The sequence below is a fragment of the Roseivirga sp. BDSF3-8 genome, from assembly GCF_041449215.1.
In the GTDB taxonomy this organism is placed as follows: Bacteria; Bacteroidota; Bacteroidia; order Cytophagales; family Cyclobacteriaceae; genus JBGNFV01.
Genome location: NZ_JBGNFV010000001.1, coordinates 3,861,233 through 3,882,015, shown reverse-complemented (window position 1 = coordinate 3,882,015; position 20,783 = coordinate 3,861,233). Strand labels below are relative to the sequence as shown.

Here is a 20,783-nt window from a genome sequence, read left to right as displayed (position 1 = left end):
GTAAACCTAGAATCTGGAGATTTTACTTATACATCTGATGTATATCCTGCCAGCTATAACCCCGGCAGAACAACCTGAAAAGTAATGGAGAAACTAATTTATAAGCAATTCGAACTAACGGCCAGCCATCTACCTGACACAGTTGCACTGGCCTTCAGAGGCGAAGAAACCACCTACCAGCAACTAAACCATAAGGCTAACCAGATTGCACACTACCTAGGCAGGTATGACGCAAAGGACAAGGTAGTTATGGTGGCAATGCCCTCTTCTTCCACCCTCGTAACTTCTCTCCTGGGTACATTTAAGGCTGGAGGAATATATCTGCCGGTAGACCTGACATTTGCTGAAAGTCGGTTACAGTTTATATTTGAGGAATCTCCTGAAGCACTTATTCTGATCTCGGAATCGCAGACAGCGCAATGGGCTCAGCTTTCAGAAAACCTTTACCTGGCCCATCGGAATGTTCATGTCATAAGTGAAAAGGGCATATTCCCCATAGGAAAAGAAGAAAGCCTGTCAGAGTGGGAAACACTTAGCAACTCAAACCCTGAGATTGCTATTGATCCAGAATCGGACAGCTATATATTTTATACGTCAGGTTCCACAGGAAAGCCAAAGGCTATAGTAGGTATTCATAAGAGTCTCGCCCAGTTTATAGAATGGGAATCTACGGAATTTCAGGTTTCAGAAGGCACTAGAGTAAGTCAGCTTACGCAGTTCACCTTTGATGCTTCACTCAGGGACATCTTTTTGCCATTAGCCACCGGCGGTACTCTTTGTATTCCTTCCTTAGAAACCCGCTCAAATATCACCGAGCTAACCAAATGGATTGGTGATGAAAAGATAAACATTATACATACTGTTCCCTCCTTGTTTCAGCATATTACAAAGGCAATGGAACAGTCAGATCAAAAAGATCTATTACCAGAGCTAAAACATATTCTGCTGGCCGGGGAACCTCTATATGCCAAACATATCCAAAGATGGAATGAAGCCGGAGGCACGCATGTTGAAGTAGTTAACTTCTACGGAGCCACAGAAACCACGATGATTAAAACTTTTCATCGTATTAAAGAGGTACCAGCTACACCAGGGCAAATACTCCACGTAGGGCAACCCATAGAACAAGCGTTTACACTGGTACTGAACCAAGGCCGGCTATGCCGGATCGGAGAGATCGGAGAAGTATATATCAAGACTCCGAATATGACAAGGGGCTATTATAATAACCCTGACCTCACCAAAGAAGTATTTGTTCAAAACCCTCTTATTAAAGACAAAGAGGACATCATATATAAAACCGGTGACTTAGGAAGGTACTTGCCGGACCGTTCGCTTGAAATTCTTGGCAGAAGAGACAGGCAGGTAAAAATCAATGGTGTACGTATAGAACTCAATGAGATAGACCAGGCAGTACTTGCTATACCCGGAGTAGAGGAAACCTATGTAAATACTATTAAAGATGCAGATGGTAACCCTCAGATTATTTGCTATTACAAATCTCCGGAAGAGATAGAAGACATCCGGACAAACCTGGAGAAAAGCCTTAATGCTTACGTCCTCCCCTCTTATGTCATTCACCTGGAAGACTTTCCTCTGAATGCCAACGGGAAAATAGACAAAAAAGCTCTACCAACTCCTGAAGAGGTAATACTGGGAAAAGATTTTAAACTACCTAAAGAAGGTACCGAAACCCAAATTGCCAACATCTGGAAAAAGGAGCTTAAGCTACAGCAAATCGGCAGAGACCACACCTTCTACCAAGTAGGAGGTAACTCATTGAGGGCTATGAAAATAGCCGGAGATATCCAGCAGGAAATGGGGCTCGAGATTAAGCTTACAGATCTTTTTGTATATCCTACTATTGCCCGATTGGCAGAATTTCTGGATACAAAAGCGTCAAAGAAAGAAAAGACCACTCTACTACCAGCCCCTAAAATGGCTAGTTATCCCCTTAGCCACACCCAAAAAAGGCTTTGGATAATCAGTAAACTAAAGGAGGCTTCTTTAGCGTACCATATTCCTGTGGCCTATGAGATCAATGGAAAAGTCAATGTAGATGCCCTTGAGCAGGCATTGAGCCTTATCATAGCCAGACACGAAAGTTTACGCACAGTATTCAGAGAAGAAGGTGATGAACCACGTCAGGTAATTTTGCCTGCTGCTGATGTTTCTTTCAATCTTCTGCAGGAAGACGTAAGTGGTATGAAGGCCGACGAGATCCAAGAACGAATTGAGGCTTTCAGAGACACTCCCTTTGCCATGCACAAAGAGCCTCTGTTCAGAGCAGCACTATTTACCAAAGGTGAAGAATGCGCGACTCTTTGTCTGGTGATGCACCATATCATTTCAGATGGCTGGTCTGTTAGCATTCTGCTCAAGGATACTTTACATGCATACGAGGAGATAACAAGTGGATCTGTTCCTGCATTCAATGAACTGAAACTTCAGTATAAAGATTATGCTGTATGGCAGCAAAACAGAGCCAATGACCAGGACCTTAAAGAAGGAAGAGAATTCTGGCACAATAAGATGGATGGTGAGTTACCAGTTCTGGAACTTCCAACGGACTTTCCACGTCCTGCCATTAAAACCTTCAATGGTGCTCTGGCAGAACACCTTATAAGTTCTGAATCTTTAACGGCACTAAAAGAGCTCTGCAGCCAACAGGGAAATACACTTTTTCAAGGTATTTACTCAGTAGTATATACCCTACTCGCCCGCTATACCGGTCAGAAAGATGTGATAATTGGTACCCCGGTTGCCAACAGGACAGAGCCTGAGTTGCAGGAAACAATTGGTTTCTTTGCTAATACTGTTCCGCTACGCATGCAGTTTGATTTGCAGGGCAGTTTTAATCAGTTGCTAAGCCTCAGTAAAAACATGGCACAGGAGGCTTTCGATCAGGCTTCTTATCCATTTGACAAACTCATAGAGGAACTTAAGCTACAGCGGGAGTTAAGCCGTTCTCCTTTATTTGATGTAATGATGGTACTTCATCGTGAAAGTACTGAAGGCGGCAGCCAGCAAGTACTGACCGAGGCAAATGAAACTGCAGGATATAGCAAGTTCGACCTTACATTTTCCTTTAAGGAAACACCTGAAGGCCTGGTACTAAAGGTAGAGTACAATACTGACCTGTTCTCTCAGGAAAAAATTTCCAGAATATGCCATCACATAGGTAACTTAGCGCATCAACTGGTACATCATCCAGAAACTTCACTGGCAAAAATTGATTTCCTTACTGATAAGGAAAAAACAATGCTGAGGAAGATTTCCAATCTAGATACCCTGCCAGAACTACCGGAAACCTCCAGCATGGTGGAACAGATGCAGAAGCAGGTTAACAACAACCCACACAAGGTTGCGATATACTCTGCTAGTGATAATTCAACTATAACCTATCAGGAACTCGATGACCAGAGTAGTTATTTGGCAGCATACCTGCTGAATACAGGAAAAACTACTCCTAAGGGCGTTATAGGAATTTCGTCAAGGCGTCATCATAACGGATTTATTGCCATGTTTGCTGCACTTAAAGCCGGACTGACATACGTATTTCTTGAAGCAAACCTACCTGAAGAAAGAAGGCAATATATAATACAAAATGCAGGCATCGACACTTTGCTTGCGGAAGATATAACTGTTACTTCAGGATGGCCGGTCAAAGATGTATTTTCTATAAAAGAGGGTATTGAGAAAGGGCGGAATTCTGAATGTCCTGAAGTAGTATCTAATCCATTGGCCTATATAATTTATACCTCAGGGTCAACTGGTGAGCCTAAAGGTGTTATGATCACTCATCAGAGTGTAATCTCTATGATAGAAGGGATTCAGCGTATTGAACATATTAAGATCGAGCCTGAAGACCGAAGCGTAACCCTTTCTTCTTTCTCATTTGACATGGTAGTGCATGATGTATATGGCTACCTGTTTAATGGCGCATCTGTCATAATCCTGGATCAGGAAAAGGATATTGATATCCAAAGTATGGAAGAAGCGTATGCTCGCTATGAACCTACAAGGGCAGCAATTCCTACCGCCTTATTCAATGCCATGGTTGACTTTGATTTTAAAGGTTTTAACCAGTTAAGGCTCGTTCTTACCGGAGGTGAAGCAGCTTCAGTTTCTCACTTTAGTAAGTTTGCTGAAAAATATGATACCTATCTCTATAATGTTTACGGACCTACAGAAAACACAGTATACTCTACATTTTTGCGTTTTGATAAAGGCTTCGTAACAAGTAATATTCCAATCGGAAAACCAATTGATTGTATTTCAGCTACCATCAGAGATCAGAACGGACAACTAGCAGCCTTAGGTACTACCGGAGAGCTTTGGTTAGGAGGACACCAGCTTTCCTATGGATATAATAAAAATGAGGAGCTTTACACTCAGAAATTCATCAGGAGTGAGGAGTCAGACGGCATAGTTTATCGTACTGGAGATCTTTGCAGATGGACCGAGGATGGCAACATTCAATATATGGGCCGGGTAGACGATATGTTGAAAATACGTGGATTTCTCGTTGAAACTCAGGAGATTGTAAATACCTTACTGAATAATGACTCAGTTCATAAAGCTGTAGTACTCCCCAGAAAGGAAGAAAACGGCACCATACTGGTCGCCTATCTTGTAGGAAGTAATATAAATCAGGCTGCTATTCGCACCGATTTGCGTAAGCACCTGCCTTCATATATGCTTCCCAAGCATATTATCGAACTGGATTATATGCCGGCAAACAAAAACGGAAAAATTGACAGAAAGAAACTGCATGAACTTCCATTGCCTGAAAGCAGTACCGGTAAGAGCAATTCAGCAGATCTATCAGAAGCTGAATTGCTCATAGCCGAGCTATGGACAAAAATTCTGAAAAAAGAGTCCATCGGTGCTGATGATAATTTCTATGAACTAGGCGGTGATTCTATTAAGGCCATTCAATTCATTGCACATCTTAGGATCGAAGGGTATAAACTAACCATCAAACAGTTTATGCATGGCCCTACGGTAAGTGAAGTTGCAAATAATGCTACACCTATAAGCAGGAATAAGGAGCAGGCGCATACTATGGCAGACGCTATCGGCCAGGTACCCCTTTCCCCTGTAATAAGCCATTTCTTTGATACAGTTACGGAACCTTTCAGGAATCATTTTAACCAATCTGTTAAAATTTACCATCCGGAGGGATTTGATAAAGAGGCCATCACCAAAGTACTCCAGCTTTTAATAGCACATCACCCTGTGCTTAGGTCAAGGTTTACTAAGACCGGGAGCAACGAATGGCAGCATCATATTCTTGAAAAGGGCCCTGAAGTTGATATACCATTATATGATCTGCGGAACCAGAACAATAGCGAAGAGATTTTCATCCGTCAAGCCAATGTCATTCAGGCAGGAATGTCTATTGAAAAGGGTCAGCTACTTCGTGCCGGACTCTTCCGCGATGAAGACGGTGATACCTTACTAATTGCTATACACCATTTGGTGGTAGATGGTATCTCATGGAGAATAATCTTTGAGGATTTAGGTGTTTTATATCGACAGATTTTAGAATGTAAAACCCCTTCTTTACCTGAAGATGCTACCAGCTTCCGTCAGTATATCAAAGAACAGCAAAATTATATTGCTAGTGAAGACGGGAAGGTGGATATACGGGTTTGGGAATCTATGAGAACGGAAAGTCCGGCGAGGATAGAAGTTGAGTTTCCCCAGCAGCCTAATACAGTTTCCGAAACAGCTTCTGCCTCTTTTAGCATGACTGAAAAAGAAACCACCCAGTTACAGGAGGTAGCGGGAAGTATGTCCGGCTTGGAAATAAACCATGTGATGATGGCGGCCCTTGGGCTTACTTTAAATGAACAGTTCGGGACTGGCACCTACCCTGTAACATTGGAAGGTCATGGTCGTGAGGAGCTTACAGAAAATACTGATCTAAGTCGCACACTGGGATGGTTTACCAGTTTGTTCCCTGTAGCATTACCATCAGGTGACGGTGATAGTAGCATAGCCTACATAACACAGGTTAGAGACCTTTTGAGGCAGATACCTTTAAAAGGAGCTAGCTATGGAGTGGCAAGGTATCTGAGTAAGGAAGCAGACCATCTTCCAAAAATGGAATCTCAGGTCAGCTTTAATTTCCTTGGCCAGTTTGAAAGTGATATTGAGGCAGGAGAAGGAGGACAGATGGAAATCCATCTGGGTGAAAAAGGCGCAGAGGTGCATCCTCTTATGGAACGTTTTCATGAATTTGAACTATCCGGATTTATTTCAAACGGCCAGCTTCATTTCTCAATACGATTCGGTAAGAACAGGTGGAGTTCCCAAACAATACAGAACTTCGCAGACCTATACTCCAATACTCTTAAGAGCCTCCTTAATTCCTTAAATACGTTTAAGGCGAATGGCTATACAGAACTCTCATTTAATCAAAGTAATTTCTATAGTGGTAGGCAGATAGTTGGGAATCACTCGGAAATAGGCCCTACCCAGTTTAAAACTCTGGACAAGGAGGCCTTTATCAAGGCAGTAACCTGGTTACAGGAAAGGCATACAAGTTTACGAAGTCACATTGTACCGTTCAATGGCTCATCTTTCAGCTTATCAAGCCCTTATAAAGTACCTATTAACTGGATTGAAGCGGAGAGTAGTACTTTGGATGAGCTAACTAAAACTGAGATGGCCAGATTACGGGATGTGGTTGACACTGCTAACCCATGGGCTATCAGTGTTGTGCAGGCAGGAGCAGACAACAATTCTCTAATGATGGTCTTGTCTCACTTATTCTTTGATGGTTACTCTCAGGGCGTTTTGCAGAAAGAAATTGACATGCTTTATCAGGTAGCTCTAAAAAATGAGACTCCTGAACTTGCCTTGCCTGCATCTCAATACTCTGATTATGTAAAAGCCCAAAAGGATTATTTGGGAACCAGAAACGGCCTAGAAGATATAAGTTTTTGGAAATTACATTTGAAAGGCCAGCCTTTTAAAACCATAGATAAGTCAAATAAAAGTATCAGAGCTACTATCCTCTTAGACCAGGAAACGGCGAATGACCTTGACTTATACCTGGAAAAGAAGGGAGTAAGTCCTGCCGCCTTTTTCCTATCCATAATGAAAACGCTTATGGCAAAAGGTAAGGAAGATGGTGTAATTGCAGTGCCGGTCAGTATGCGGGGTGGAGAAATATATGATACTGTAGATAATGAAAACAGTATTGGATTCTATACAAACATTTTACTGCACCCTTTTAGTAAGATGGAATCAGATGATGATTTTATACAAAAAATAGACAATACGCAACAGCAGTTTGCGGACGAATTAAGGCATGTTTCTTATCCTTATGAACTCCTTATGAAACAGCTTGATGCACCTGAAAACTTCTATCCAATTGCAGGTATGAACTATCATAATTATCAATACCTCTCAGAAGCTCAGACAGGTGGGAATACGAACAATGTACAGATCATAAATTCTGAGGCACCTGCGCAAGCAAAATACTGGTTAGAAATTCACCGGTTTTCAAATGGTTTACGAATTAATGTGACCTTCCATCCGGAAATTGCCGGAACTGAGGAGGCTGAACAATGGCTACATAGGTTCTCAGATATGATCTGCTCCGTAACTGGTAAGACTTTAAGAGTCTGAATAACCTTCTAAAAATTTTAAAGAGCTTTCAATAGTATTCAAATGAATTTACTTAAAGGACATACTGGAAAATACATTCTATTCGTATTACTGGGCATTGTCGCAGCCGTGGCAAATACGGCTATCATTTATATCATTAATCAAATAATTACGGCATATGTAGATAATACCGAAACGGATACGGAAACGTACTTGTATTATTTTTCCGGAGCTGTCACCCTGTTTTTTATTAGCAGGTGGATGGTATCCTATGGCATGGTTGGATTTATGCAGGACATGCTATATAAAATCCGCCTTCATGTGGTAGAAATGGTACTTAAATCACCTTTTCATCCTCTTGTCAAAAATAAGGAGAGGGTATATACTGCACTTACACGAGATACCAATAATATAGTCAACGCCACTCTGAGTGTAGTAGACTTACTTACCAATTCCATACTGGTAGTAATGTGCCTGGTATATATGGGTATTTTAAGCTGGAAACTACTTCTCTGTTTCGGAGGCATGTTAATCCTCGCCTTGGGAATATACGCTATAAGTGAAAGGAAAGCAGTAACTCTTTTTAATCAGGCAATGTCCAATGATGACCGGTTTGTTAAAAGCCTGAATGAATTGCTTACCGGCTTTAAAGAAGTGATTATTGCCAGGAAAAAGGGCGCAGATATCCGTGATAGGCATATGAAACCCGCACTTGAAGAAGCAGTGGGGCTTAACAAAAAGGCCCTCGTTTTCCACCTTAATAATCGTATTATTGGCCAGATGGCTTTTTATATCTTTATAGGTGCACTGCTTCTTTTCATTGGTAATAATGTTGGTGCTGAACGCAGCCAGATCATCAGCTTTGTATTTGTTCTATTATATATCTGGAGCCCTATTGAAACTATTGTACTTATGGTACCCAGTCTTTCTCAGGCTAAAATAAGCCTTAACAGATTGGGTTCACTTAATGAGGCATTAAGCGATACTGACCGTGGGTATAGTGAGTCACCTAGACAGATTGACTTCAATTCTTTGGAGGTGGATAATGTGATCTACCAATATCAATCTGACACTGAGGATATTCCATTCCGCGTAGGACCAAATACCTTTGGACTGGAGAAAGGTGAAGTTGTTTTCATATTTGGCGGGAACGGAAGTGGTAAAACAACCTTTGTGAATCTGATGATAGGATTATTCACCTCCGACGAAGGCACTATGAAGGTAAATGGAGAAATTATTTCTCCAGATCAATTTGCAGACTACAGAGCCTTATTTGCACCTGTTTTCAGTGACTTCCACCTTTTCCAAGAAGCCTTTGGTATTGAAAACTTTGATAAAGAAAAAGCGGCAGAATACCTCCATATTTTTGAATTGGATGGTAAAGTTGAGATCAAGGAAAACGGGTTTAGTACTACAAACCTTTCCACAGGGCAGCGTAAAAGATTGGCGCTGATTTCAGCCATGCTGGAGAGAAAGCCGGTATTAATTCTCGATGAATTTGCCGCTGACCAGGATCCTTATTTCAGGAGAAAGTTTTATAACGAAATCCTCCCATACATGAAAGGGGAAGGATTTACAGTAGCAGCTATTACTCATGATGACAATTACTATCACCTGGCAGATAGGATTTATAAAATGAGTGAAGGGAAATTACAGAATGTAATAGTTCCGACTCCTTCAAATGCCGAAAGAACTATTGAAATTCTAAATTAAGCTACCTTTGACTCAGCCGGTTTATTTAAGCCGGCTGATTTCTTTTGATAATTAAAATAACATGAACTGTAATAATCCATTATTCAGTATTCATACAGCAATTTTTGTTACAATTGCTGCATGTTTTCTCCTCATTTTTTCCTCATGTAATAACTCAACTGCAATGGAAGAAACAGTGAAGTTTGAAGAAAAAGACATAGAACAACATATAAGTCCATTTGACCACCCTGATGAGCCTGGAATGTTGGTCAGAATTTACGATCATGGAAATATTGTCTTTGACAAAGCAATAGGACTGGCTGACCTGAGTTCCAAAAAACCGATGGATATGAATGCTACCTTCCCCATTGGATCAGTGAGTAAGGAATTTAACATGGTAAGTATCATGAAACTGATCGAGGATGGAAAGATTCATTTAAGTGATACCGTGGGGAAGTATGTTGATGATCTTCCATTCGGTAGCACCATAACCATTGAGCAGTTACTTGATCACACAAGCGGAATCAAGAATTATTTTGAAAAAGAAGGCCATATGCCTGCAAAGCTTGACAGCGCTTTCACTCCTCAGGAACTGGTTGAGTATTTTAAAGGTGACACCCTTGACTTTAAACCTGGTACGGCCTACAAATACGGTAATTCGGATTATGTGCTATTGGCCCTAATTATTGAAAAGCTGAAGAATGAAAGCTATCCTACTCATTTGGAAAAAGATTTTTTCTCCCCCCTGGGAATGAAAGATACGTATAGCAGTCTGGATCAGGATGCAAAAGAAAGCCAAATTTCCGGATACAATAAGGACGGGACTGACATTCAACCAGCTATGAATATACACCCTACCCAGACTTACGGTGTAGGTAGTATAATCAGTACTGTAGATGACATGTATACGTGGCACTCTAAGCTCTTAAATGGTAAAATATTATCAGACTCAGCATTTGCCTTGGCAGAGACTCCCGGTAAGATTGAAGGTGGTGACATAAACTCTGAATACAGAGGCTTTACTCTGATGACAGGTAACATAGGAGGCCGTCAGTTCTTCTGGAATGCCGGAGACATCGCTGGCATTCATACACGATATTTGTACTTTCCGAAAGAGGATATCTATATAACTGTCATTACAAATGTTACTGTTAGCGACCTGCATGACCATGGCGGGAATGTTATGTTTAAAATTGCAGGGGAGTTATTCAAGGAGGAGTCGGTTTTTGTAATTGGCAGAGAATATATCCTTTCGGAATTATAAAACACACCTTATCTATCCTTTCTTTATAGCACCTTATTAATATACAATCGTATAATGTAATACTTCCCAAAATTGGGACCATCAGTTTAGATGATAATTTTTAGTTACCTTTAACTGATAGTAATGAAAAGAAGTAGGAGAAAATCTTCGCCGGCCTTTAAGCAAAAGTGGCTATAGAAGCCCTAAAGAGCAACAGACCTTATCTGAGTTAACTCAGCGTTTTGAAGTTCACCCAAATCAAATCTCGGAGGGGAAACGTGAGTTTCAGGAAAATGCCGATAAGGCTTTTGGAGAGAAAAGCTAAAAAGAGGAGCCTCAGGTTAATGTGGATCAGCTCTATCAGCAGATCGGGCAATTACTGGGTGAGAATGACTTTCTAAAAAAAAGGCGGAGGGCCGTCCCCTTGAAGAGAACCGGCCTGTAAGGCAACAACTGGCTCTGGTTGAAGCAGCTCAGTATACGCAAATAGAGTGAGGTTTTAAATTATCACCCGTAGCAGCTTTTATTATAAGCCTGTAGGCAAGTCTATACAGATAGAGCAGGTGGAGTCTTAAGGAAGTTATACCATAAGGAGCTACCCTTCACCCCGGAAGCCATGGATATGGTACTGGACTTTATGAGGGTGAATAGCCCGGCCAAAGGCTATAAGCTTTGAGCCAAAACTGGCCGTACGATGCAGGACCGTATTGATATTGGGTGGTATGTGGGCATTCTTACAGTGGATGATCACACCTACTACTTCGCACTTAACATAGAAAAGTACAGGGCCGGTGAGTACTTCAGTGAACAACGGGAGCTTATTACCTTCAGGTTGTTAAAAGATATGAGTATTCTCCCTGACAATACTTGATATCAACAAGCCTGCTTAACTACCGTAGTACCTTATCAGAAAAGCTAGCCCTGAAGATAGTAAGAGCCTCTCTCTTTTTACTAATTAAACCTATCAAATCCTAGCCAGACTCGCCCTACCTCAAAAAGGGCTGCCTTCCGGTACTTCGATGAACGTACCGTAAGCACTGCAGAAGGATTCAGATTTGAATCCTGATATGATTAAATAAAATCTCGTAAGCCCTCATCCCCGCCCTAGGAAACAGATGAAATGGGCGCCATGCAATGGGCGCCACCGTCTGGCAGGGGACTGCTATACCCTCCCTGGTAGATAAATTGACTTTATTATAGTAGTCAAACAATCCCGCCATCCGTCACAGCCTGCTATTTTAGCCCCGGCCGCCCCTCAAATGTTGTTTGCCTTAAGACCGGCTATTCAGTACCCCTGACAGAGCCTTTGATTCCGCTTAAAGAAAAAAGGCTGTGAATCCATAATTCACAGCCCTTCTTATTTCCCCGGGGGGAGAGAATTAGTTAGCAGCAATTACATAAGGTACTAATGACACGCGCGCATTTGCTCCTGCGCCGTAGTAGTTCGTGTAGTACCGGTTTTTCTCTATCGTATAGAAAGAATCCACATAGTCATCATCATTCGTCCAGAAAGAGGAAGGCAACACTTCCACTATAGCGCTGGCTATTTTACCAAGCGCATTTACCCAGTACTGTCCGGAGAGGGTACCTGCTATATCAGCTATACCACTCACGATTATGCTCACCAGTTCCTGGTAGTTGTGACCACTATCCTTTTCAAACAACTGGATATTAGCTGCCTGGTACGCATAATCATCCCAGAAAAGCATGATTTGGTTAGGGTAGTAAGTAGTACCGTCCTTATCCAGATAATACATAGGAATTACCGCTACCTCGGCTTCATTACTGCTGTTACGGATACCGCTGGTTACCGCATACACCTCTGCAGAGCCCGATACCCATGGCTCCTGGTCATCATTCAGCCTGATGCTGGTAAGCTTGGTAGTTTCCAGACCGGAAGACTGCGCCATTTCATTCTTTTTGCGGTAGTCTGTGATACCCGGGCTTTGAAGGCCCTGGCGCTGCAGTTCCAGGTTCATAAGCTCCACCTCACGTTCAAAGGCCTGGTAACCATACGTTTCCACTACCAGTACAGGCACATCGGGCGTTTCCATAGCATCCAGGTATACCACCTTGTTATCCAGTGTATAAGCCTTTACCATTTCCCAATCCTTTTCGTCTCCTTGCGGTGGAAAAGCTATCAGCAAGTCATTAGCGTTATATTGTCCGGCAGGCTCATGCAGCCACATTTCAGGAATACGGATTTGCTCACCCGACACCTTTGTGTTTTCATTCAGCAGGTTGCGCAGGCGGCCGTTCACGTTATCATCCAGGCCCGACAGTTCAAACAGAGAGGTCATCTTCATACCCTCAGGGTGTTCCTTAAGGATATCCAGCAGGTTCAGGCGGGTATTTTCTTCATCCAGCAGGGCAGATACCTCTATCGCCATCGCCTCAGTAGCAGGCATAGCCCGTTCAGTTGATGGCTGGGGAGTAATAAGCTCCTCTTTCTGGCACCCGAAAGATAACAGCATTGAGCCGAGCGCTAATGCACAAAACACTTTTTTCATAGGGTTAATTTTTTAAAGATGATTAGTTAATTCTTCATAAGAATAAAAACGAAGCAACCACCGTTCAAGGAAAATGTACCAGGTTTTATAACATCAACAGTAACCCCATAACCGCCCCGACCGCAGTCCAGGCATCAGCAGTACAAATAGTTGCCCTTCGAAAAGCTACCCGTCTGCAGCACAGGCCGTAGAATATTCAGGTAAGAATAAATTGAAGAACCTCAGGGCCGTGTGCTTACGGCGTATTCCCAACAGCCCCAGCCACCATCATCTATAATCCTGCTACCCCACCTCAGCCTCATCTTACATCACCGTACCCAAATAACTATTCCTGCCTTAGTGTGTAGTACTATGTACACGGTATATTTCTAAGGATGTACGAAAAAGCAAAAGCCACCTGGAGGTTTACCAGGAAGATATTCACAGAATTCTTTGATGATCACCCACTCGATCATGCCGCTATTATTGCCTTTTATACCATCTTTTCGCTACCAGCTGTCCTAACCATTACCGTCCACATGGCCGGACTCGTATTCGGACAGGAACAGGTAAAAACCGAAATCCAAAGCAGGTTCAGTAGCATTATCGGTCAGGATAGCGCCCTACAGATACAACGTATTTTAGAGCAGGCCGGCCAGACAGGCGATAGCACCGTAGGCACTATAATGGGTATCGGGCTCATGGTCTTTAGTGCAACCACCGTTTTTGTTGCCCTGCAGGATGCCCTGAATGCTATGTGGGAAGTGGAAGCCCGGCCGGAAAAAGGATGGCTAAAAGTCATCATCAACCGCGTGCTCTCACTCGCTATGGTCGTAAGTATGGGCTTTTTACTACTCGTTTCCCTTACTGCCGATCTTTTTGTGAATTTGTTTAACGACTACCTGAAGGAGAATTTTGCCGGCATTTCTGCACAACTGATCTCATCAGGAGAGTTTATGGTGACCACCCTGCTTAGTACGCTCATCTTTGGGCTTATCTTCAAGGTGCTGCCCGATGCAAGAATACGCTGGAAAAACATCTGGATTGGCGCAGCCGTCACCGCTCTCCTGTTTAACCTGGGGAAGTTCCTGATTAGCCTCATCCTGGAGAATAATCCCCTGTCCGAAACCTACGGTACAGCCGGCGCCCTCGTCATGATCCTCATCTGGGTCTTCTACTCCTCCATTATCTTCCTGTTTGGGGCCGAGTTTACACAGGTGTATTCCCGGCACTACGACCAGGGCATCAGGCCTTCTGAGCACGCGGTAAAAGTAGAAACCAAAAAGGTGCAAATGGACCATGACGGCACCACAAAAGAGGTAAAAGGAAAGAAAGCCAAAAAATTTTAAGTTGAGGAGCAGTTGTTTGTGGCTGGCTTTTAGCCATTATCCACTACCATACCAGCCTTCATCATTTAGGTAAAACCGTCAGCTGCAAGTTTTAACCTAATCCACTCTGGACTAGCAGACCCCTTGCAAGGCGCCCATTGCATGGCGCCCATTGCATGGCGCACTTAAACTAAGTAGAGAAACCAATACCCCGGGCAGGCCGTTTTTAACTTATACCAAGAGTTGGTATCTTTATTAAAAATAGAAAGCAGATGGCTAAAAATACATCGATTTTACTGGGTGATTATTTTGATGACTTCATAAGCAAACAGATCAAAACCGGGAAGTATTCCTCTGCCAGTGAGGTAGTAAGGGCAGCCCTAAGAATGTTTGAATATGAGGAGTCTAAAAAGGCGGATCTCATCAATGAGCTCAAAAAGGGTGAAGAATCCGGATTTGTTGAAAACTTCGACCGTAAAAAGTTTATAGAAGGACTTCATCAGAGGCATTTAGCAAAATAATGGTCTACAAGATAAGTCGCGAAGCAAGCCGGGATATGGAAAATATCTGGACTTATACTTTTAAAAACTGGTCAACGGAGCAGGCTGACAGATATTTAAACCTGATAATGGATGAAATTGAGTATCTGGCTTATAACCCCCAAGCAGGAATTGATTACAGCCATATTAGAGAAGGCTATTTCCGCTCTCGTGTCAAATCACATTTTATATTCTACCGTATCAACGAACAAGAAGAGCCCATCGAAATCATCAGAGTTTTACACCAGCAAATGGATATTTCTTCGCGACTAAATGAATAAAATCTAATCCGGACCCCCCTCTACCAATCCCCCCTGCGGTTCGCCTTTTTCTCAGCCTGCTTCTGCTTACTCTTCAGGCGACGCTGTACCGAGGCTTTGGTTGGCTTAGTAGCCTTTCGCTTTTTAGGCTTTGTAAAGGCTTTGGCCAGGAGTGTGTAAAAGCGTTCCACGCACTGCTCCTTGTTTTTCAACTGACTGCGCGATTCCTGGCACACTACCTGCAACTCCCCTTCCTTATTGATACGGTTGCCCAGCTTTTTATAAATGCGGGCTTTCTCCGTTTCCGAAAGCAGGGCTGAATCCTCTATAGCGAAGCGTAGCTCCACCCGCGTCTCTACCTTATTCACATGCTGGCCTCCCGCCCCTCCGCTTCTGGACGTCTGGAAGCTACATTCCCGTTCTAAGCCTCTTTGCTTTAATTCTTCAACCTTCATACCCTGTACAAGGTATACCTAACACACCAAAAGCTCAAATAAAACTACAAGCCAGCCGCTCGTTTAGTCCACCCCCCGCCGCACAGCACACATACTATTTTATGATGAAAAAAGAATGCACCACTTAATCCAATCAATTCCGGAGAGCTAAGCCCATTGCATGGCATTTAAGCTTATAAAGCTAACGACCCTTAAGCACTTTCAACCCTTTCTTCCTTTTCCCATTCCGGATCGGGTGCTGCTTCAGAATAACAAGCAATTATTCCTTCTAAATTATTATATACTATTTGCTCAAGGGCAAACCAACCAGCGTAAATCCCTGGAGAAAAAAAGTCTTCACCTATTCTTATGGGAAGACATAGAAACCATCATGAGGATGGGTTCGGTTGGCTTTTCACTATTTGAATCAGATAAAAACCAAAATGTGCACCATCACCACCTGTAGTAGCAAAAGATAATGAGTTGAGGGGAATACCAAAATACCCGCAATGTGCCAGAGGACGAATTGGAATGAGGCCGCAATAGTCTACGTGTGTATAGTAGTCTTTACCCCACTTAGATTTTATTTTATCCTCAACCTCATAAAATCTTCAATAGCAATCATAGAACAAGGCAAAAAATTGCTCACAACCTACCCTGTCAAGGGTTCAGCGTCCAGTCAGGCATACACTAAATTAACCAAAATATTATACCCCTGGTAACCGCGAATCAGCATACTGCTTAAACATCTCTGTCTCCCCTTTTTTATTCTTTTAAGCTGGGCTCGCTTCGACTGGGCTCGCTTCGAGCACAGGCCATAGAATATTCAGGTAAGAACAAATGAAGACAGCGACCGACCGTGTGCCCCTATTGGCGTATGTCATAGCAGACACAGCCACCATCAAAAGCCTGCTATTTTAGAAAAGTCATTGAAAAGTACCCTGAAAGCCTAATTTGATTATGCCATGGTTACTTGGCCGGATAAATGAGCTGCTCGCCCCGTCCAGGACCATATGCTGCTGGAAAGTACCCCTGTTCCATAATCAGTATTAAAACTCGATCCTAAAACCAGCCTTTATAATGACTGGATGGGAAATCATCTAATTACGCAAAGCAAAATTAGATAAGAGTTTGTCAATATCGAGTTAACCATTCGTACACCCGGCTGACAGGTACCTTAACAATGCTACTGACCTACCTCTACCCACCATTCATCTTTAAAATTCTGCTTCACTCCATGTTCTGTCCGTGAAACTAGGTGGGCTGATGCAAAATAAATACCCGAATTCATCACAATAAGAATCTAAAAGTGTTCACCTCTACTACGGGCCTACGGCCTTCTGCAGCCCTTAAACTGAATAGGCTAGTATGAGCACGAAACTATTTATAAAATATATGGTCAGTTTGCGGTGCAAGATGATGGTAAAAGAGGAACTGTCAAAACTCGGACTGCATTATGTATATGTGGACTTGGGTACAGTAGAAATCCTGGAAGACATAACAGAAAAGCAAAAAGGAATAATAAAAAAAAACCTGATGCAGTCAGGACTGGAGATGCTGGATGACAAAAAGAGTATTCTGATCGAAAAAATAAAGAATATTATTATTGAAATGATACACCACTCTGATCACCTGCCAAAGGAAAACTACTCAGCATATATCAGCAATAAACTGGGCTATGATTACACCTACCTGGCCAATGCTTTTTCGGAAATGACAGGGACTACCATCCAGCACTTTATCATAATTAATAAAATAGAGAAGGTAAAAGAACTTCTTATTTACGATGAGCTGACCCTTTCCGAAATCTCCTACAAGCTTGGCTATAGCAGTGTGGCCCACCTGTCTAACCAGTTTAAGAAAATCACAGGCCTTACCGCTACATTTTATAAGCAGTTGAAAAATAAGCGTAAGAAAAACCTGGAAGATCTCTGAAACTGCCCGCTTGCAGCGCTACCATCTGGTAATGTGTGATTTATGTAACAAGTAGAAATAATAGTGTAATGCCTTCTTCAGAATATATGTTCACCTTTGATGTACTGCAATATTAATCTTGCAGGATAAATGTAAATTATGGATAATACTAAAACTGATAAAAAATCTGAAGAATTTAAAATGAATGGTAATTGGGACAAGCAATCCAATCAGTTAAAGGATAAGTACCCCCAACTGAATGATGAGGATCTTAAATATCATGAGGGCAAAGAAAATGAGCTTATTGATAGAATAAGTACAAAACTCAATAAAGACAGACCGGAGGTAGTGAATATTCTAAGAAAAGTTCAGCCTGCTAAATAAGTGACTGACTTAATTTAAGGTAAGGGAAGTAAACACCACCTTACCTTAACATTAGGTACTCCCGAGTATATGTACAGACATTCCTAGTGAATTATAGAGAGTTTTTATCACTTCAAAGAAGAAAGGAGTCTATTGAAAGAATTTGTTCAGAATAAATATAATGCAGGTGATACCGTATATGCTAAAGCCAACCCATCTGAAAAACTGGTAATCAGGCGTTATATAGACAAGGTATATTACTGTAAAGTAATGGCCCACCCGGAGCGTAAGGAACTCGTTTACTTTGAAAGAGAGATTATCGAAGACCTTCCCTTAGAAGCATTAAACAGAGAGGCCCGCGATAATCCTGACACATAATAAAGGCGGCCTTCACAATGAAATCCATTAAATAATACATTGGAAATCAGTAAGTAACGAAGCCCTTGATGAGTATATAATATGGACATAGCCAGAAGTTGATAAGCGCTAGAGTAAAGCTGAAGAGGATGTTCCCTTACTGATGCTGCTCTTATTTTACCGATGACAGAAAAGAAGGCAGTTTGAACAGACTCTCCATCAACCTTTAGGCTAATAGGGCTGGACTGGACTTGCTTTTTGCAAAGTCACAGACTTTTTAATCTGCCCTGTGGGCAATACCTCCTCCAATGGATTATAGTTTGCACTTAACTGATAGCCAATGAAAAAGCAGGTCCCGGAAACAGGATCTGCTTTTACTATTTAAGCTATCTGCCTTTTTGTCCCCTGAGTGCATAGCCCTCAAGCTAAGGCTCTATTTTACTGATTTTGAATGATGTGCTTATAAAAATGTGGTACGCTGCAGCGGTAGGCACGAATAATTCCCCTCCCAATAGGAGAGGCCCGACTTTCAGGGCATAGCCCTCAAGCTAAGCCCCTATTTTGCTGAATATGGATAAATTGCTTTTAAAAATATGGCACGCTGCAGCGATAGGCACAAATAATTCCCCGCCCCAGGGAGAGGTCCGACTTTCGTGGTCCGACTTTCGGTGGCCCGACTTTCGGTGGCCCGACTTTCGGTGGCCCGACTTTCGGTGGTCCGACTTTCGGTGGTACATGCAGCAAATGGTAAGAGAGTAATCATTTCAGTGTATTTCTACTTTTAACTTGACGGCTATGCCTTCAAGGCGGGGACGGCATAAAAAGGTGCCAATACCTTTTTATACCAGGGCGGTGCAGGCAGGATGCTTTATGAAAGCGCGCACTCTGCGACCACACCTTAACCCTCAAGCTAATAAAGGCACACCCTAAATACCCTCCTTCGAGCTTGGGTCTGGTCCGACTTTCGGCATACGAGGTCGGCTGGTAATGTTCATTAACTTTGAAATGATGCCTCCGGGGTGGGTTTGGCAGTAGCATGGACACAACGGAATGCTGTACCCACCCCGGCATCATTTCTATCCTTTCATCCTTTCGGATCAATTGCCCCTTACCGTTCAGATCCTATATTAATACTACCAGATCACCCTCCTGCAGGTTCGCTATATAGGCAGCCGCTCCCTGATTACCCACCCCTGTCCATCACCCGGTAAGGGTTCACAACCGGTTTAACCGTCCGCCCACCTTTTTCCTTCGTCCCCCTTGTTGCAGGTATTTTCCTGTCTTCCGCCTCCCTTAAATGCGGCGCTTCTCCAGCCTCCTTCTCAGGCTCAGTCATGACAGGCAGTTCAGCATCCACCAGCTTCTTCTCACCCCCAAGCCAGGCCTTCACCATCACCGTAGCATTACCCGGGCGGTCCCTCGCCGTAATACGTATATACGTAGGGGCATCCGTAGCCAGATTTGTTACCAGCTCATACTCATATAAGGCATTTTCCACCACTACACGGCCCTCGCCCCCCTCTATCCTATCTCCATTAGCATCCAATAGAGTAACCCTAAGCGAAGTAATAGCAAAGTCATCATAAGCATAAATACCTAACGTCTCCCCTGCCCTGCCATTAAAGTTTATCACCAACACATCCTCTATCACAGGTGCTTTGATATAATCCTTAAGAGCAACACTATATACACCCACCCCCGGCTTCACACCCACCCTGTATACCTCACTCAGCGCCGGGCACTCCTTTACCCTATTTCCATACACAGATGCTGCCCTGAACCGCTCCTTATATGCTATTTGCTTATCCGTCCGGGGCTTACAAGAACGCTTTGGCCGGCTCGAGACCACAGTTTTACCATTCAGTTGGCGATACACCACCGCACCACGCACCATACCACGCGCACCCTCTATCCATGGGTTATTTTCTATGATAGCCATATTATAAAGCAGGTCCTTTTCATGTTCATTCCACCAGCAAATATAAATCAGATAAGGCCACATTCAGCGTTCAGGTAAGACAATCATACTTATTGCCAATGGATTACAATTAATGAAATCATAAGTTAATTGCATTATAATACTACTAGTTCCTTAACATGTATATAGCGTCTGTGTAGGGTGAGTATAGGATTTCTATAACCAAGTGTGGATAACCCTCTTTTTCCGATTTTTATATTATTCCGGGAAGTGAAAAAAAATGAACGCCCACACAAACCACCCTGCCCGCACGTCAGCTTTCATCCAAATATAAAGAAATGCCTCAAGCCCCCTCATAGCCAACCGTTTCCACCTGCCCCACCTGTGCGCTCCCCTTACCCAACTGAGCACTAAAGCCTCCTACCGAAGCATAGCCGTCAAGCTATGCCCCTTATTTTGGTAATTAAGAATAAGTTGCTTTTAAAAATGTGGCACCCTGTAGCGACCGGCACAAACCAATTCCCTTCCGGTAGCTCAGCACCTTTTAATGTTTCCTGTTATTCTACCTGTAAATCTACCTTACTACTAGCTTCAATTTTCTGCCTTCGGCCTATGGTATCCGA

Annotated in this window: 14 protein-coding genes; 11 read left to right on the top strand and 3 right to left on the bottom strand. The window is 42.8% G+C overall.

Annotated features, from left to right (window positions below; all coding sequences use genetic code 11):
- The first annotated feature begins 84 nt into the window (after positions 1-84).
- The 4 genes from AB9P05_RS16240 to AB9P05_RS16225 all read left to right on the top strand — a co-directional run bounded on the left by AB9P05_RS16240 (position 85) and on the right by AB9P05_RS16225 (position 11,429).
- Positions 85-7,644: an amino acid adenylation domain-containing protein gene (locus tag AB9P05_RS16240; protein WP_371909881.1), complete on the top strand. Its 7,560-nt coding sequence runs from the start codon at positions 85-87 to the stop codon at positions 7,642-7,644.
- A gap of 42 nt (positions 7,645-7,686) precedes the next feature.
- On the top strand, positions 7,687-9,336 hold the full coding sequence (locus AB9P05_RS16235; RefSeq protein ID WP_371909880.1) for a cyclic peptide export ABC transporter: 1,650 nt from the start codon (positions 7,687-7,689) through the stop codon (positions 9,334-9,336).
- A gap of 61 nt (positions 9,337-9,397) precedes the next feature.
- Complete coding sequence (locus AB9P05_RS16230) at positions 9,398-10,579, top strand: serine hydrolase domain-containing protein (RefSeq protein WP_371909879.1); 1,182 nt, start codon at positions 9,398-9,400, stop codon at positions 10,577-10,579.
- Between the two features lie 673 nt (positions 10,580-11,252).
- On the top strand, positions 11,253-11,429 hold the full coding sequence (locus tag AB9P05_RS16225) for a hypothetical protein (protein WP_371909878.1): 177 nt from the start codon (positions 11,253-11,255) through the stop codon (positions 11,427-11,429).
- A gap of 508 nt (positions 11,430-11,937) precedes the next feature.
- Here AB9P05_RS16225 and AB9P05_RS16220 read toward each other — a convergent pair.
- Positions 11,938-13,068, bottom strand: a complete 1,131-nt coding sequence (locus AB9P05_RS16220; protein WP_371909877.1) for a DUF3103 family protein — start codon at positions 13,066-13,068, stop codon at positions 11,938-11,940.
- Between the two features lie 374 nt (positions 13,069-13,442).
- Between AB9P05_RS16220 and AB9P05_RS16215 the strand changes: the two genes are divergently transcribed.
- The 3 genes from AB9P05_RS16215 to AB9P05_RS16205 all read left to right on the top strand — a co-directional run bounded on the left by AB9P05_RS16215 (position 13,443) and on the right by AB9P05_RS16205 (position 15,195).
- Positions 13,443-14,396 carry a YihY/virulence factor BrkB family protein gene (locus AB9P05_RS16215; protein ID WP_371909876.1) on the top strand — a complete coding sequence of 318 codons (954 nt, stop codon included), beginning with the start codon at positions 13,443-13,445 and terminating at the stop codon, positions 14,394-14,396.
- 251 nt (positions 14,397-14,647) lie between these two features.
- On the top strand, positions 14,648-14,896 hold the full coding sequence (locus AB9P05_RS16210; RefSeq protein ID WP_371909875.1) for a type II toxin-antitoxin system ParD family antitoxin: 249 nt from the start codon (positions 14,648-14,650) through the stop codon (positions 14,894-14,896).
- Complete coding sequence (locus AB9P05_RS16205; RefSeq protein WP_371909874.1) at positions 14,896-15,195, top strand: type II toxin-antitoxin system RelE/ParE family toxin; 300 nt, start codon at positions 14,896-14,898, stop codon at positions 15,193-15,195. Before AB9P05_RS16210 ends, AB9P05_RS16205 begins: the two co-directional genes overlap by 1 nt.
- A gap of 20 nt (positions 15,196-15,215) precedes the next feature.
- Here the strand turns inward: AB9P05_RS16205 and arfB are convergent, their stop codons facing one another.
- Complete coding sequence (gene arfB / locus AB9P05_RS16200; protein ID WP_371909873.1) at positions 15,216-15,629, bottom strand: alternative ribosome rescue aminoacyl-tRNA hydrolase ArfB; 414 nt, start codon at positions 15,627-15,629, stop codon at positions 15,216-15,218.
- 160 nt (positions 15,630-15,789) lie between these two features.
- Here arfB and AB9P05_RS16195 point away from each other — a divergent pair, with 160 nt between their 5' ends.
- From AB9P05_RS16195 to AB9P05_RS16180, 4 genes are all read left to right on the top strand, one after another.
- Positions 15,790-16,074 (top strand): hypothetical protein, encoded by a 285-nt coding sequence (locus AB9P05_RS16195; protein WP_371909872.1) that lies wholly within the window; start codon positions 15,790-15,792, stop codon positions 16,072-16,074.
- A 902-nt stretch (positions 16,075-16,976) separates the two neighbouring features.
- Positions 16,977-17,543 (top strand): helix-turn-helix domain-containing protein, encoded by a 567-nt coding sequence (locus AB9P05_RS16190; RefSeq protein WP_371909871.1) that lies wholly within the window; start codon positions 16,977-16,979, stop codon positions 17,541-17,543.
- A gap of 138 nt (positions 17,544-17,681) precedes the next feature.
- Entirely contained in the window at positions 17,682-17,906 is a 225-nt protein-coding gene (locus AB9P05_RS16185; RefSeq protein ID WP_371909870.1) for a general stress protein CsbD, read from the top strand.
- Positions 17,907-18,038: 132 nt separating this feature from the next.
- Positions 18,039-18,263 carry a hypothetical protein gene (locus AB9P05_RS16180; protein ID WP_371909869.1) on the top strand — a complete coding sequence of 75 codons (225 nt, stop codon included), beginning with the start codon at positions 18,039-18,041 and terminating at the stop codon, positions 18,261-18,263.
- A 1,162-nt stretch (positions 18,264-19,425) separates the two neighbouring features.
- On the opposite strand, the gene AB9P05_RS16175 is transcribed toward AB9P05_RS16180, so the two are convergent.
- Positions 19,426-20,181: a hypothetical protein gene (locus tag AB9P05_RS16175; RefSeq protein ID WP_371909868.1), complete on the bottom strand. Its 756-nt coding sequence runs from the start codon at positions 20,179-20,181 to the stop codon at positions 19,426-19,428.
- Positions 20,182-20,783: the final 602 nt, after the last annotated feature.

Bases quoted from the DNA above. Each gene is read 5' to 3' on its own strand.
- AB9P05_RS16240 (WP_371909881.1), top strand. From the start codon at position 85: ATGGAGAAACTAATTTATAAGCAATTCGAACTAACGGCCAGCCATCTA.
- AB9P05_RS16235 (WP_371909880.1), top strand. From the start codon at position 7,687: ATGAATTTACTTAAAGGACATACTGGAAAATACATTCTATTCGTATTA.
- AB9P05_RS16230 (WP_371909879.1), top strand. From the start codon at position 9,398: ATGAACTGTAATAATCCATTATTCAGTATTCATACAGCAATTTTTGTT.
- AB9P05_RS16225 (WP_371909878.1), top strand. From the start codon at position 11,253: ATGCAGGACCGTATTGATATTGGGTGGTATGTGGGCATTCTTACAGTG.
- AB9P05_RS16220 (WP_371909877.1), bottom strand. From the start codon at position 13,068: ATGAAAAAAGTGTTTTGTGCATTAGCGCTCGGCTCAATGCTGTTATCT.
- AB9P05_RS16215 (WP_371909876.1), top strand. From the start codon at position 13,443: ATGTACGAAAAAGCAAAAGCCACCTGGAGGTTTACCAGGAAGATATTC.
- AB9P05_RS16210 (WP_371909875.1), top strand. From the start codon at position 14,648: ATGGCTAAAAATACATCGATTTTACTGGGTGATTATTTTGATGACTTC.
- AB9P05_RS16205 (WP_371909874.1), top strand. From the start codon at position 14,896: ATGGTCTACAAGATAAGTCGCGAAGCAAGCCGGGATATGGAAAATATC.
- arfB (WP_371909873.1), bottom strand. From the start codon at position 15,629: ATGAAGGTTGAAGAATTAAAGCAAAGAGGCTTAGAACGGGAATGTAGC.
- AB9P05_RS16195 (WP_371909872.1), top strand. From the start codon at position 15,790: ATGGCATTTAAGCTTATAAAGCTAACGACCCTTAAGCACTTTCAACCC.
- AB9P05_RS16190 (WP_371909871.1), top strand. From the start codon at position 16,977: ATGAGCACGAAACTATTTATAAAATATATGGTCAGTTTGCGGTGCAAG.
- AB9P05_RS16185 (WP_371909870.1), top strand. From the start codon at position 17,682: ATGGATAATACTAAAACTGATAAAAAATCTGAAGAATTTAAAATGAAT.
- AB9P05_RS16175 (WP_371909868.1), bottom strand. From the start codon at position 20,181: ATGGCTATCATAGAAAATAACCCATGGATAGAGGGTGCGCGTGGTATG.